This is a genomic window from Vibrio sp. V09_P4A23P171 (assembly GCF_963875615.1).
In the GTDB taxonomy this organism is placed as follows: Bacteria; Pseudomonadota; Gammaproteobacteria; order Enterobacterales; family Vibrionaceae; genus Vibrio; species Vibrio anguillarum.
In genome coordinates this window covers 122,626-136,512 of sequence record NZ_CAWNMR010000066.1, presented here as the reverse complement: position 1 = coordinate 136,512, position 13,887 = coordinate 122,626, and the positions used below count along the sequence as shown (strand labels likewise).

The window sequence follows — 13,887 nt, the reverse complement described above, 5'->3', positions numbered from 1 at the left end:
TCCAATTACAGCATCGGTGTTTCAGCAGGTGGTGTAGTCGCATTACTTTCGACTACCCGAACTTTCGAATGGTTACTTAAGCGCACTTGACCTGAAGTGACCACGATGTCTCCATCTTGTACACCCTCTAAAATATGCGCCACAGCACCTTTGCGTTCACCTACTTTTACAACGCGCTGCTCTACTCGTTTAACGCCATCTTCTTCTTTCAACACGTAAACATTATCACCATACAGGGTGAAGGTAATGGCGGTTTGAGGAAGCGTGACTTGGTTTTCTAATTTCGGCAGGATGATGTTGGCACGAGCAAACATACCGCTGCGTAGTTTACCGTCACTATTTGGAATATCGGCTTGCACTTGGATTAAACCACTTTGAACGCTAACGGCAGGCTCAATCGCAGTAATGGATCCTGTAAACGCTGCATTAGGATAAGCATCGATAAAAATATCCACTTGCTGGCCTAATGAAATACGTGAAATATCCGTTTGTGGAACGGTAAAGCGCAGACGCATTACACTGGTATCTTCCAAGCGAACAATATCGGTGCCTGGCTGTAGGTATTGGCCTAAATACACATTACGGATACCCACCACACCAGCAAAGGGAGCTTTGATTTCACGACGATCAATAGAAGCTTTTAAACTTTCAATATCTGCAGACAAAGAGTAGTAGTTTGCTTCGGCTTCATCATAAGCTTCTTTTGAAATCGACCCTTTAGCAAATAGACCTTTATAGCGTTCGTATTTCGCTTTTGCCGCTGGTAGGCGAGCTTGTGAGCTTTTTAAATTCGCTTTCTCAACCGCGGAATCAAGTAAAACTAAAGGTTGGTCTTCCTCAACTTGTGTTCCTGATTCAAATGAAATCTTATCGATCACGCCGCTGGTTTCAGATGTCAGTGTCACGCCTTGATTGGGTTCAATAAAACCAATCGCTTCAATCACTGGGATCCAATCAACAGGAGTTACATCAGTCACTGTCACTGGAAATTCAGGTTCAGGACGGTTGGCCATGAATTCGGCAATTTTTTGTTGTTTAAACAGATTAAAACCTATCACGCTACCAAACAGTAGGAAGGCGATAAGTAACATAAAGAATGTCCACTTTTTCATTCTAGTCAGAACTCCAAGTTAGTGTTGAGTAATTGCATCCCAACTGGCGTCAATCACGGCACTGAGTGCGCTGTCATCCAGTTGATAACATTCCATCGCTTTTTTACGGGCAAGGGCGACCGTTGTTTCGAAGCTTAAAGCAGACAAAATCTGGTTATCCAACGGCTTGAATAATCCCTGCTCTTTACCTTGATCAAATAGTAAATCCACTTTGGCAAACATTTTTCGCTCAAGTTCCTTAACATTGCAACTGATTGTTGTTGGCAATGATTCATATTGAACTCGGTTGCTGAGTGTTGCACTGCTTGATTGTGCTAATTCCCAGATATTAAGCCACATCATTTTAAAGCGTTCTTTCAAAGGCATCTCATCATCAATATTGGCTTGCACCGCGTCAGCAATGTGCTGACAAACGTGTAAGCGAACGGTCACGAGAAGATGATCTTTGTCATCAAAGTAACGGTAAATTGTTCCCGTTGCGACACCGGCTTCTTTGGCTAATTTGTGCATCGATAAGCCTTGAAATCCAGATTCAGCGATCAGCTTTTCAGCGGCCACCAATATCTGCTGGTACTTATCCACGTGAATACAGTTAGACATGCTGACATCCCACAGTGAATGAACGTTCATTCATTATAGACCAAACTATAGCCCCTTATGCAATACACTAGTGTAGTAAAATGACAAAAATCTTATGGTGAATGACGTAGTAATCAGTAAAGCGCGGCATTATCATAGACGGCCCAAATAAAAGTGATACGAGTACCTCATGAAGCTGAATCCAAGACAAGACGAAGCCGTCAAATATGTATCGGGCCCATGTCTAGTATTGGCGGGGGCTGGCTCGGGTAAAACGCGCGTAATTACCAACAAGATCGCTTACTTGGTTCAACAGTGTGATTATAAAGCGCGCAACATTGCTGCCGTTACATTTACTAACAAAGCCGCTCGAGAAATGAAGGCGCGGGTAGCACAAACGCTTGGAAAAGCTGAGTCAAAAGGGCTGCTCGTTTCCACATTTCATACTTTAGGCCTCAATATTATCCGTCGGGAATATAAATTTTTGGGCTTGAAAGCGGGGTTCTCTCTGTTTGACGACCAAGATCAGCTTGCGCTGCTCAAAGAGTTGACAGAGAAACAGCTCGAGGGCGATAAAGATCTGCTGCGCCAATTACTCAGCACCATCTCCAATTGGAAGAACGACATGTTGACGCCAGAGCAAGCGAAAGGTTTTGCTCAAGGTGAACAACAACAGCTGTTCGCTTACTGCTTCGATCTTTATCAAAAGCAAATGAAAGCGTATAACGCGCTCGATTTTGATGATCTTATTTTAATGCCGGTGCTGTTATTGCAAAACAACGCCGAAGTTCGTCAGCGTTGGCAAAACCGCATTCGCTACTTGCTGGTGGATGAATATCAAGATACCAATACCAGTCAATACGAGTTAGTGAAATTGTTGGTTGGAGAACGTGGCCGTTTAACCGTGGTGGGTGATGATGATCAATCCATCTATTCTTGGCGAGGGGCGAAACCGCAAAACCTCGTGTTGCTGGGGCAAGATTACCCAAATCTTAAACTGATTAAGCTTGAGCAGAACTACCGTTCAACCAGCCGTATTTTGAGAGCGGCCAATATTCTGATTGCCAACAACCCACACGTGTATGAGAAAACGCTTTTTTCTGAGATCCCTGAGGGTGAAAAACTCAAAGTTCTGCTAGCGAAAAATGAAGATCATGAAGCGGAGCGGGTCACTGGTGAACTGATTGCGCATAAATTTCTCAATCGCACCGAATATCGTGATTACGCGATATTGTACCGCGGTAATCATCAGTCACGCTTAATTGAAAAATCGCTGCTGCAAAACCGCGTGCCTTATAAGTTATCCGGTGGAACGTCATTTTTTGCCAGAGCCGAAATTAAAGACATCATGGCTTACCTCAAAGTATTGGTGAATCCTGACGATGACAATGCTTTTTTACGCATTGTGAACACGCCAAAACGAGAAATTGGCCCAGTCACGTTAGAGAAATTGGGTAGTTACGCCAATATGCGTGGCAAAAGCTTGTTTTCGGCCAGTTTTGAACTTGGCTTAGAGCATCATTTGTCTGGAAGAGGGCTCGACAACTTGCGTCAGTTTACGCAATGGTTAGTGGCTATCTCAGATCAAGCTGAACGAGGCAATACCGTTGAAGCGGTACGATCGTTAGTCCGAGATATTCATTATGAAGATTGGCTGTATGAAACCTCTTCCAGCCCCAAAGCGGCCGAAATGCGTATGAAAAACGTCTCTGATCTCTATTCTTGGATTGTGGCCGACCTTGAAGGTGACAACTATGACCAACAAGAAAAATCGCTCAAAGAAGTTGTACAGCGCTTAACCCTACGCGACATGATGGAGCGAAGTGAAGAAGAGGATGAGAGTGATGCCGTTCAGTTGATGACATTGCATGCATCGAAAGGCCTTGAATTTCCTTACGTTTATTTGATTGGCACTGAAGAGGGTATTCTTCCTCATCAAACCAGTATCGATGAGGACAACGTCGAAGAAGAACGTCGTTTGATGTATGTCGGGATAACTCGCGCGCAGCGAGAACTGACTTTCACTATGTGTAAAGAACGTCGTCAATACGGGGAACTGCTTAAACCCACACAAAGTCGCTTTTTGGATGAATTACCCTTTGACGATGTTGAGTGGGAACAGAGCAAAAAGCCAGTAAGTCAAGAAGAGCGAATGGCGAAAGGACAAAGCCATATTGCTAACTTGCGCGCTGCCATGTTTAAGAAATAGTGCTTAAAAAATAATAAAAACAAAGGTTTGGAATTAAAGCCAAACCTTTGTTTTATAGGAATTAATGTATTAAAGACCTGCAATCATATGCTCAATGGCGGCAACGATTTCGTCGTCAGAGCAATCCATACAGGTTCCTTTAGCTGGCATGGCATTAAAGCCTTGCAGTGCATGATTTTTCAATACATCTTTACCTTGGGCGATACGTGGAGCCCACTCTTCGGCATTGCCAATTTTAGGTGCGCCACTGATGCCTGTAGAGTGGCAAGCGATACAGAATGTACCATAAACTTGCGCGCCATCACGAGGGCCTGTCGGCTCTGCCGCAACGGGTTCACTACCCGCTAAGTAAACATCACCTACAGGTTTAATGCGATCAGCAATGGCATCGTATTCAGCTTGGCTGGTTGCCAATGCAACACTAGAAAAGGTTAAAGCAGCGAATAACACGCTTATGATTCGTCGAGACATATCCATTAAACTCACTTTATATTCCAAAGGTAAGTTCATGCTTACCTATTTATACTTAGATTTAGAGTGTGGCTGATTTAAAAGCCATTCAAGCTGTTAAATCAATGTAAATATTGGGTGATTATATCCCGATAAGTTGTTGCAATAAACAACAAGTTGCGATCTTCAAGGGGTGAGTCACATCCTTATTATAGAGGTAATAATGGTTATCTGATGAAAAAGGCGTCAAACGATAAAAAAAGTTGAAAAAGTACTAGACGCCCTAGTGTGAACTCCGTATTATTCCACTCCGCCGATAGGGCATGCGCCCGTAGCTCAGCTGGATAGAGCGTTGGCCTCCGGAGCCAAAGGTCGAAGGTTCGAATCCTTTCGGGCGCGCCATCCGGATGCTTATTAAATAAGTAGCAAATTGGCAAAACAGTGGTGGCTATAGCTCAGTTGGTAGAGCCCCGGATTGTGATTCCGGTTGTCGCGAGTTCAAGTCTCGTTAGCCACCCCATTATTTGGTAACTTCGGTTTCCTTTCTTGGTGAAAGTCGAGAAAAAAGATTTACATCGATGAATAGACTAGTTTGATAGTGCATCATGATGTTAGGAATAGCGGAGCAGAGGGTTCTCTATCGCTTATTCCAAAAAATGAATTTGTATCGGTGAATAGCGCAGCTTGGTAGCGCATCTGGTTTGGGACCAGAGGGTCGGGGGTTCGAATCCCTCTTCACCGACCACTTTTCTTTTCTTCTCATTGGTTAAAAATGAAAAGAAAAATAACGGCAAGCAAGCGGTTATTGCAAAGTTTGATGGTGGCTATAGCTCAGTTGGTAGAGCCCCGGATTGTGATTCCGGTTGTCGCGAGTTCAAGTCTCGTTAGCCACCCCATTATTCGGTAACTTCGGTTTCCGTTCTTGGTGAAAGTCGAGAAGAAAGAGATATATCGGTGAATAGCGCAGCTTGGTAGCGCATCTGGTTTGGGACCAGAGGGTCGGGGGTTCGAATCCCTCTTCACCGACCACCTTAATAAGCCTCAGTCGAAAGACTGGGGCTTTTTAACATCTGATGTTTGGAGCCTTAATCAAGGTAATGAGAGCCAAAGTAGGGTTCGCCTGATCTTCAAAATCGGGCTCTTCATCGACCATCTTAAAAAGCCTTGGTCGAAAGACTGGGGCTTTTTAATATCTGATGTTTGGAGCCTTAATCAAGGTAATGAGAGCCAAAGTGGGGTTCGCCTGATCTTCAAAATCGGGCTCTTCACCGACCATCTTAATAAGCCTTGGTCGAAAGGTTGGGGCTTTTTAACATCTGGTGTTTGGAGCCTTAATCAAGGTAATGAGAGCCAAAGTGGGGTTCGTCTGATTTTCAAAACCGGGCTCTTCACCGACCACCTTAAAAAGCCTCGGTCGAAAGGTTGGGGCTTTTTAATATCTGATGTTTGGAGCCTTAATCAAGGTAATGAGAGCCAAAGTGGGGTTCGCCTGATTTTCAAAACCGGGCTCTTCACCGGCCATCTTAATAAGCCTCAGTTGAAAGACCATTCTCTCTATTCAATGTTCGATCCCTTATTGACTCCTATCTCATTAAGTCAGTGAATTATCATGTTTAAAGGCTAAACCCTAAATTTTCTGTTCAGATGAATTCACTGCTTTTCTGCCTTTTCATTAGTTTTTAGTCTGGCATTTTGTTGGTTATTCTGGTTTTTGTTTCTAATGTGTTACGTGATATGCCGCAATATAATTTGAGATTTTATTCTGCATTCTTTTTTAGAATGCATGGTAAATTGGCGTTTTCTTAGGCTTAACGTCTATGTTTTGGGGTGTATTGCTGCGTGCTAGAATATTGGTCATACCAATGATTAATGCATATGTGGTGCATAAAAATACGATGTTACTGCTTTGGTTTGATTTGATATCGACTTTTTATCCTATCGATGTTGCTTTTCTGTGAAATATTTGCCAAATTGATGGCCTTGTTAATTACCAGAATATTGTACTGGTATGAATGGATTCATTTTTACTGGCTTTGAACGCTTTGTTGTTCAAAGGTAGTTACAGACAGGGCACAACACTGCCCAAGTCGTAGAGGTCTGGGATGTCACTTTTAGAAGTAAAAAACCTGCGTATTGAATACCCATCGCGTCATGGTGTTCACGTTGCTGTGAAATCGCTTTCGTTTAATATCGAGCGGGGTGAAATTGTTGGGGTTGTGGGAGAATCAGGCGCCGGAAAATCGACCGTAGGTAATGCGGTTATCGATTTATTGAGCCCACCCGGTCTCATTGCCAGTGGCGATGTGTTCTTAGATGGTGAGAAGATTTCAGGCCTATCGCCTGAGCAGATGCGCCAAGTTCGCGGCTCTAAAATTGGCTTTATTTTTCAAGATCCAATGACGTCGCTTAATCCGCTATTTACTGTTGAACATCAACTGACAGAAACCATCCATGCCAATATGAAAGTGACTGAGGAAGAAGCGTATCAGCGTGCACTTTCTTTGATGAAGCAAGTGGGTATTCCTCAGCCTGAAAACCGTTTGAAGCAGTACCCACACCAATTCTCTGGTGGCATGCGTCAACGTGTTGTGATTGCCATTGCGCTGGCGGGTGAACCTGATCTTATTATTGCCGATGAACCGACCACTGCATTAGACGTTTCTATTCAAGATCAAATCTTGAGCCTCATCCGCGAGCTATGCATTAAAAACAATGTTGGTTGTATGCTGGTCACCCATGATATGGGTGTGGTCTCGAATGTGACGGATCGCGTCGCGGTGATGTATCGCGGTGACTTGGTTGAATTTGGACCGACAGCTAAAGTGTTGGGCGCACCGGATCACTCCTATACGCGCAGTTTGATTTCCGCCGTTCCTCGCTCAGATAAAAAACTCGATCGCTTTCCGCTGGTGAGCTATATCGAAGAGGCAAGTGAGTTAAAACCACTGGATGTTAAAAACCATTGGTTAGGTCAGAGCCAAGATAATCGCCAATACACAGGCCCACTGCTGACAGTAGAAAACGTGAATTTACGCTTTACGACCAAAGACTCATTGTTTGAAAGTCGCCGTGAATATGTCCAAGCTTCAAATGACGTCAGTTTCGAGGTGTTTGAAGGGGAAACTTTTGGTTTGGTTGGGGAATCAGGTTCCGGTAAATCAACCATCGCACGCGTGATTGCGGGTCTGTACGCTCCAAACTCAGGCAAAGTCTGTTTTGAAGGGATTGATCTTACTGCGCTGAAATCGGAAAACGAGCGCCGTCCGATGCGCCGCCAGATGCAGATGGTGTTTCAAAACCCTTATACCTCAATGAATCCGAGAATGAAGATTTTCGATATCATTGCCGAGCCGATTCGTTTTCATAAATTAACCCGTAGCGAAGCGGAAACACGGCAAATTGTGCATGATCTTTTAGAGCACGTAGGCCTAGGTAAAATGGCGGGAGTGAAATATCCGCACGAGTTTTCCGGCGGTCAACGTCAACGTATTTCGATTGCTCGCGCACTCGCCACGCGTCCTCGCTTATTGATTTGTGATGAACCCACGTCCGCGCTCGACGTGTCTGTGCAAGCGCAGATCTTAAACCTATTAAAAGATCTGCAAGATGAGCTCAATTTGACCATGCTGTTCATCAGCCATGACTTACCGGTGATCCGCCAAATGTGCGATCGTGTCGGGGTCATGCAAATGGGGACCTTACTGGAGGTCGCCCCTACAGAGCAGTTGTTTAAGTCACCTCAACACCAATACAGCCAGCATTTGATTTCTTTAATGCCTGAGTTTACGGGCTTAAGAGAAGATGTAGTAACGGCGTAAGCCAAAAAAGTTACAGATAGAGATATCATGACCAAGCGTGCTTGGAATGAATAAACAGAAGCAATTACAACAACTAGGGATTTGGATTCCCGCATAAGGAGTTATGCAATGAAAACCATGAAAAGCAAACTAACAGTAGCTTTGATGGCGGCAGGCTTAAGCTTTGCAGCTAGCGCGGCCAATATTACCGTCGCTTATGATGCTGACCCAGTGTCACTTGACCCGCATGAGCAGCTATCTGGTGGTACGCTACAAATGTCTCACATGGTGTTTGATCCTCTCGTTCGTTACACCCAGACATTTGATTTTGAACCTCGCCTTGCTGAGAAATGGGAACGTGTCAATGATACAACATTCCGTTTTACGCTGCGTAAAGGGGTGAAATTCCATTCAGGTAACGAAATGACGGCAGACGATGTGGTCTGGACGTTCGATCGTTTACAAGATTCTCCTGATTTCAAAGCTATTTTTGAACCGTATGAAAAGATGGTCAAAGTGGATGATTACACCGTCGAGATCGTATCCAAGGGCGCTTATCCGCTGGTTCTGCAAACCGCAACCTACATCTTCCCTATGGACAGCAAGTTCTATTCGGGCAAAGCGGCTGATGGTAAAGAGAAATCTGAAATTGTGAAGCACGGCAACTCGTTTGCTTCGACCAATGTTTCTGGTACTGGCCCATTTAGAGTGACTTTCCGCGAACAAGGCGTAAAAGTGGAATTTGAACGCTTTAAAGATTATTGGGATAGCGCATCAAAAGGCAACGTAGACAAACTGACCTTAGTACCGATTAAAGAAGATGCCACTCGTGTTGCGGCGCTCCTTTCTGGTGATGTGGATATGATTGCTCCTGTTGCGCCAAACGATCATAAACGTGTGGAAGAAGCCAAAGGTATTGATCTTGTGACCTTGCCGGGTACGCGTATCATCACTTTCCAAATGAACCAAAACAGCAATGAAGCACTGAAAGATGTTCGTGTGCGTCAAGCCATTGTTCATGCCATCAACAACCAAGGTATCGTTGACAAAATCATGAAAGGTTTTGCGACAGCAGCTGGCCAACAAGGCCCAGCGGGTTATTCTGGTTATGACGCGAACCTTGTGCCTCGTTTTGATTTGAAAAAAGCGAAAGAGCTGATGAAAGAGGCTGGTTATGAGAAAGGGCTGACGCTCACCATGATCGCGCCAAACAACCGTTATGTGAACGATGCGAAAGTTGCACAAGCTGCAGCGGCGATGTTGTCGAAAATTGGTATTAAGGTTGATCTTAAAACCATGCCAAAAGCGCAATATTGGCCTGAGTTTGATAAGTGCGCCGCGGATCTGCTAATGATTGGCTGGCACTCAGATACTGAAGACTCAGCAAACTTCACCGAGTTCTTAACCATGACACGTAACGAAGAGAGTGGTAAAGGCCAGTACAACTGTGGTCACTACTCAAATCCAGAAGTGGATAAGTTGGTTGAAGCGGCAAACGTAGAAACCGATCCTGCGAAACGTGCACAGATGCTGCAAAAAGTCGAAGTGACTTTGTACAACGACGCAGCATTTGTTCCACTGCATTGGCAAAACCTAGCGTGGGGTGCGAAATCTACTTTAGATATCAAACCGATTGTTAACGCGATGGAATTCCCTTATTTCGGCGACCTAGTCGTTAGCGAGTAATTACTTAAGTTGGCCGCTCATGTAATGTGGGCGGCGCTTAAGTCACTCAAGGCATCCGCTTGGATGCCTTATTAAGATCTCTGCACTTTGCTTTATTTCAGTCGGGTCGAGTGTCGTTTTTTAGGCTGAATTTTTTCGTTCCTATTAAAGTTAATTCAATTTTAAAAAGAACCATCATGGATAGTTTAAGGGGCAAGGAATGTTTTCGTTTCTGGTCAAGCGCCTGTTTCAGGCACTGATAGTGATGTTTGTGATCAGTCTGGTGGCGTTTGCCATTCAGGATAACTTAGGCGACCCATTGCGTGAGCTTGTTGGGCAGTCTGTTTCAGAAAGCGAGCGCCAAGCGCTGCGCGATGAACTTGGACTGAATGATCCTTTCATTGCCAAATATACTCGTTTTATTACGGCCGCGGTGCAGGGTGATTTAGGCACGTCCTACTTTTTCAAACGTCCTGCGGTAGACGTTATTCTCGATAAATTAATCGCAACGTTAGAGCTTGTGCTCGGTGCGACCGTAATCATCATTGTCTGTTCCATTCCTTTAGGGGTTTACACAGCCATTCATCCCAAAAGCTTTTTTACCAAAGTGGTGATGGCGGGCAGCAGTATTGGTATTTCTATCCCAGTGTTCTTAACTGCGATTATGTTGATGTACGTTTTCTCGATCACGTTAGGTTGGTTACCATCGTATGGACGAGGGGAAACCGCCAATTGGTTGGGTTGGGAATCTGGCTTTTTCACGGCTGATGGATTAGCACACTTGGTGCTGCCTTGTGTTTCACTGGCGTCGATCATGCTGCCGCTGTTTATTCGTTTAGTGCGTTCTGAAATGTTGGAAGTGCTGAGCTCGGAATACATCAAATTTGCTAAAGCTAAAGGCTTGGCATTGAACAAAATTTACTACCAACATGCCCTTAAAAATACCATGTTACCGGTGCTAACCGTCGGCGGTGTACAAATTGGGACTATGGTGGCCTACACCATCTTAACCGAGACTGTTTTTCAGTGGCCGGGTACGGGCTTTCTTTTCCTTGAAGCGATCAACCGAGTTGATACTCCGCTGATCACCGCTTACGTCATATTCGTTGGCCTGATTTTCGTTGTCACCAACACCATTGTCGATCTGTTATACGGTCTGATTAACCCGACTGTGAACCTTACTGGAAAAGGAGCTTAATCATGAGCCAATTTGCTGCTGCTCCATCTCGTTGGGAGCGTTTTAAACAGTCTGATTTTTTGTACTATTTCTTGCGTGATAAAGTGGCGATGACCAGCTTCGTCATCTTTTTGGTATTCTTAACTTTGTCTGTCGCTGCGCCACTCATTGCCCCCAGTAACCCGTACGACCTATCATCGATTGATCTGATGGATGCAGAATTACCTCCCTCTTGGATGGAGGGAGCCGATGAGCGCTTTGTTCTCGGCACGGATGAGCAAGGGCGCGATATTTTGTCGACCATACTGTATGGTTCGCGTCTATCACTGACGATTGGCTTTTTGGCGGTCGGTTTACAGTTGCTACTTGGTATCGTGATTGGCCTTTCTGCTGGCTACTTTGGTGGACGTATTGATAGCTTTTTGATGCGTTTTGCTGATGTACAGCTATCGTTTTCAACCATGATGGTGGCGATCATTGTTTCGGCAATTTTCAAAGCCAGTTTTGGGAGTGAATTTTATAGTCAGTATGCGGTTGTGATGCTGGTGGTGATTATCGGCGTGGCTGAGTGGCCACAATACGCGCGGACAATTCGTGCGTCAGTGCTTGCCGAGAAGAAAAAAGAGTATGTGGAAGCGGCTCGTGTGATGGGTTTTAAATCGCCACGCATCATGTTTCGCCATATTTTACCTAACTGTTTATCGCCTATTTTGGTTATCTCAACTGTACAAATTGCCAATGCGATCATGTCTGAAGCGGCACTCTCTTTCCTAGGCTTAGGTTTGCCAGTCGATCAGCCATCACTGGGTGCTTTGATTAGCATGGGCTTTAACTACATCTTCTCTGGCGCTTGGTGGATTACGGCTTTCCCTGGTTTTGTACTAGTCACATTAGTGTTGGTGATCAATCTGTTGGGTGACTGGCTACGCGATGTTTTTAACCCAAAAATTTACAAAGGGTGATGTGGCAATTGATTTTTGCTAAAGAAAATCCCTAAACTAAAAGCCGCCGTCAAATGCGGCTCTTTTTTTGCTAGTATTTTTGTTATACCCAATCCAAATCCATTGAACTAGGGAACATTGAATCGGTAATGTTGTCACTACTATTAAGCAAGTATATGGACTCAATATGATGACCCTGATGCGGAAAACGACCCTGTGTGTGACATCAAGCCTAACGGTGTTGGCGTCGCTGGCTTTATTTCAACCCGCTTGGGCGGAAGATTTTCTTTGTGATGCGACCCAAGCTTCTGTCGATCAGTTGCCCATTCTTGATAAAGCATGCCCAATAGGGCAAGGTTTATGGGGAAAGAAAAAGCCCAAAGGGCAATCATCCACTTTTTGGATTCAGTGTGGCGTGTTAAATAAGCCATTATCTTTGCTGAAAGCCAAAGCGTTTTATACCCATATTTCTACCGATGTATGGCTAAAACCAGAAGCGAAAACGTATCGTTGCTTAATCGGTCCTTATACTGATTATGAGCAAGTAAAAAAAGAACTGCCTCTTATCCAGCAAATCCCCGGTTACAAAGAAGCTTTCATTCGTGAGGTTGTCAAAGGGCGCGCACAGTCTAGCTCGCCGATAAAAAAGACAACTTCCGCTCAAGTAACGTCTGCCGCAAAACAAATCACCAAAAAGTCTTTACCGAAACCACAAGTGGAAATGGCGAGTTCGCCATTATCAACGAAACCATCAACCAAAGCGCCAGCTCTTAATGTTCCGCCAGCGGTTGAAATTCGTTTGAGCACCACCGCAAACGGTTTGCAGTTTGTGGTGCCTCATTTACGTTCGAGTGATGAACAGTTCTATATGGAACATGGTCTAGCATGGAGCCGCCTAAATTATGAGGTGGCAGAAAAAACCTGCCAAAAAATGGCGATGCGCTTGGTAACGGAAGAAGAGTGGCAACGCCTTTTGGATTCAAAACAGATGGACAGTAACCAATGGCCAATGCACTTGCCTTATTGGGGATGGTCGCAAAAAGGGCTTTTTACCAACGGTAAAGTCAGCCAACTGAAAGGTTCCTCATTACTCAATGTGATTTGCGTTAAATAAGTGTCTCAGTTTGTCGTCAGAAATGGCGGCAGCGCTACTCTTTCTTTCCATCTTCGAGTAATTGTAGATAGCGTTGTTCGATAAAATCTTTTTCTTTACTGATGTGATACAACTGTTTTTTCATCGCTTCGACATCGACAGAAGTGCCACCTTGTTTGGCTTGCTCTTTGTATTTCTCAATGGTCTCTAGTAGTTCTTTTTTCTCGGCTTGATAATTTTTTGCCATTTCGTAGAAATCACCCGCTTTACTGATCTTAATGTATTCCGCTTCTAACTGTTCAAACTCTTTTTCGATAGTGGCTTTTTCTTCTTTCAAACTGTCAACGGTATCAGTTTGAGCAAAGAGTTTTTTACGAGTCACTCGTAGCCCTTTCACACTTTTATCGAGATCGCCTTTCAGTTTGCGGATCAACTTATGCGATTTACTCAATTTCTCATTGAGCTCATCAATTGAAGCCTGATCTTCGGCACTAATGCCCTGAGAAGAGGAATTTTTGATGAGAGAAACCTGTTGCTCGAGCGCTTTTTGAATGATGATTAAATCATTCAGAGTCGAGCTATGCTCTGCGGTGTAGTTCAACGCATTTTCAACGGATTGTTGGCATAAATGAAGCGTGTCTTCATCGTTATCACTTTTATTACGAGTAAAACCATGCGCAAATTTCCTAAATTCACGCAGGATCAGCAGTAGGATAAAAAACCAAGCCAACAAGATAATAAGCCCGAGATCGATCGCTAAGAGCGATAAAACCTTTTCGGTGAGGAACTCTTGTATTGGCATCACATAAACCCACTTTTGTTGCTGTATTTTCAGGTAAGTTTAGTTGTTGTAAAAAAATGTGC

The 13,887-nt window shown here is 44.3% G+C and carries 10 protein-coding genes and 5 tRNA genes; 11 read left to right on the top strand and 4 right to left on the bottom strand.

What is annotated here, in order from left to right; translation table 11 throughout:
* Window positions 1-5: 5 nt before the first annotated feature.
* Both AACT23_RS15710 and AACT23_RS15705 read right to left on the bottom strand, forming a co-directional pair.
* Entirely contained in the window at window positions 6-1,112 is a 1,107-nt protein-coding gene (locus AACT23_RS15710) for an efflux RND transporter periplasmic adaptor subunit (RefSeq protein WP_017042454.1), read from the bottom strand.
* 18 nt (window positions 1,113-1,130) lie between these two features.
* Window positions 1,131-1,742: a TetR/AcrR family transcriptional regulator gene (locus AACT23_RS15705; RefSeq protein ID WP_013855653.1), complete on the bottom strand. Its 612-nt coding sequence runs from the start codon at window positions 1,740-1,742 to the stop codon at window positions 1,131-1,133.
* A 139-nt stretch (window positions 1,743-1,881) separates the two neighbouring features.
* On the opposite strand from AACT23_RS15705, the gene rep reads away from it, so the two are divergent.
* Entirely contained in the window at window positions 1,882-3,900 is a 2,019-nt protein-coding gene (gene rep / locus AACT23_RS15700; protein WP_017048508.1) for a DNA helicase Rep, read from the top strand.
* A gap of 69 nt (window positions 3,901-3,969) precedes the next feature.
* Here rep and AACT23_RS15695 read toward each other — a convergent pair whose 3' ends face one another.
* Window positions 3,970-4,377: a c-type cytochrome gene (locus tag AACT23_RS15695; protein WP_088718017.1), complete on the bottom strand. Its 408-nt coding sequence runs from the start codon at window positions 4,375-4,377 to the stop codon at window positions 3,970-3,972.
* A gap of 298 nt (window positions 4,378-4,675) precedes the next feature.
* On the opposite strand from AACT23_RS15695, the gene AACT23_RS15690 reads away from it, so the two are divergent.
* The 10 genes from AACT23_RS15690 (at window position 4,676) to AACT23_RS15645 (ending at window position 13,044) form a co-directional block, all read left to right on the top strand.
* Window positions 4,676-4,752: transfer RNA gene (locus tag AACT23_RS15690), tRNA-Arg, on the top strand.
* 42 nt (window positions 4,753-4,794) lie between these two features.
* Window positions 4,795-4,870 (top strand) — tRNA-His (locus tag AACT23_RS15685).
* A gap of 148 nt (window positions 4,871-5,018) precedes the next feature.
* Window positions 5,019-5,095: transfer RNA gene (locus tag AACT23_RS15680), tRNA-Pro, on the top strand.
* A gap of 75 nt (window positions 5,096-5,170) precedes the next feature.
* Window positions 5,171-5,246, top strand: a tRNA-His gene (locus tag AACT23_RS15675).
* A 56-nt stretch (window positions 5,247-5,302) separates the two neighbouring features.
* Window positions 5,303-5,379: transfer RNA gene (locus AACT23_RS15670), tRNA-Pro, on the top strand.
* 1,073 nt (window positions 5,380-6,452) lie between these two features.
* A complete protein-coding gene (locus AACT23_RS15665; RefSeq protein WP_019281822.1) occupies window positions 6,453-8,168 on the top strand; it encodes a dipeptide ABC transporter ATP-binding protein in 1,716 nt (571 codons plus the stop codon).
* Window positions 8,169-8,276: 108 nt separating this feature from the next.
* Window positions 8,277-9,833 carry an ABC transporter substrate-binding protein gene (locus AACT23_RS15660; protein ID WP_026027967.1) on the top strand — a complete coding sequence of 519 codons (1,557 nt, stop codon included), beginning with the start codon at window positions 8,277-8,279 and terminating at the stop codon, window positions 9,831-9,833.
* 199 nt (window positions 9,834-10,032) lie between these two features.
* A complete protein-coding gene (locus AACT23_RS15655; RefSeq protein ID WP_013855660.1) occupies window positions 10,033-11,010 on the top strand; it encodes an ABC transporter permease in 978 nt (325 codons plus the stop codon).
* A gap of 2 nt (window positions 11,011-11,012) precedes the next feature.
* Window positions 11,013-11,951 (top strand): ABC transporter permease, encoded by a 939-nt coding sequence (locus tag AACT23_RS15650; protein WP_017046673.1) that lies wholly within the window; start codon window positions 11,013-11,015, stop codon window positions 11,949-11,951.
* 166 nt (window positions 11,952-12,117) lie between these two features.
* Window positions 12,118-13,044 (top strand): SPOR domain-containing protein, encoded by a 927-nt coding sequence (locus tag AACT23_RS15645; protein WP_094127903.1) that lies wholly within the window; start codon window positions 12,118-12,120, stop codon window positions 13,042-13,044.
* A gap of 34 nt (window positions 13,045-13,078) precedes the next feature.
* On the opposite strand, the gene AACT23_RS15640 is transcribed toward AACT23_RS15645, so the two are convergent.
* On the bottom strand, window positions 13,079-13,828 hold the full coding sequence (locus AACT23_RS15640) for a chromosome partitioning protein ParA (RefSeq protein ID WP_094127900.1): 750 nt from the start codon (window positions 13,826-13,828) through the stop codon (window positions 13,079-13,081).
* Window positions 13,829-13,887: the final 59 nt, after the last annotated feature.

Coding starts and splice junctions, on each gene's coding strand:
- AACT23_RS15710 (WP_017042454.1), bottom strand. CDS start 1,112: ATGAAAAAGTGGACATTCTTTATGTTACTTATCGCCTTCCTACTGTTT.
- AACT23_RS15705 (WP_013855653.1), bottom strand. CDS start 1,742: ATGAACGTTCATTCACTGTGGGATGTCAGCATGTCTAACTGTATTCAC.
- rep (WP_017048508.1), top strand. CDS start 1,882: ATGAAGCTGAATCCAAGACAAGACGAAGCCGTCAAATATGTATCGGGC.
- AACT23_RS15695 (WP_088718017.1), bottom strand. CDS start 4,377: ATGGATATGTCTCGACGAATCATAAGCGTGTTATTCGCTGCTTTAACC.
- AACT23_RS15665 (WP_019281822.1), top strand. CDS start 6,453: ATGTCACTTTTAGAAGTAAAAAACCTGCGTATTGAATACCCATCGCGT.
- AACT23_RS15660 (WP_026027967.1), top strand. CDS start 8,277: ATGAAAACCATGAAAAGCAAACTAACAGTAGCTTTGATGGCGGCAGGC.
- AACT23_RS15655 (WP_013855660.1), top strand. CDS start 10,033: ATGTTTTCGTTTCTGGTCAAGCGCCTGTTTCAGGCACTGATAGTGATG.
- AACT23_RS15650 (WP_017046673.1), top strand. CDS start 11,013: ATGAGCCAATTTGCTGCTGCTCCATCTCGTTGGGAGCGTTTTAAACAG.
- AACT23_RS15645 (WP_094127903.1), top strand. CDS start 12,118: ATGATGACCCTGATGCGGAAAACGACCCTGTGTGTGACATCAAGCCTA.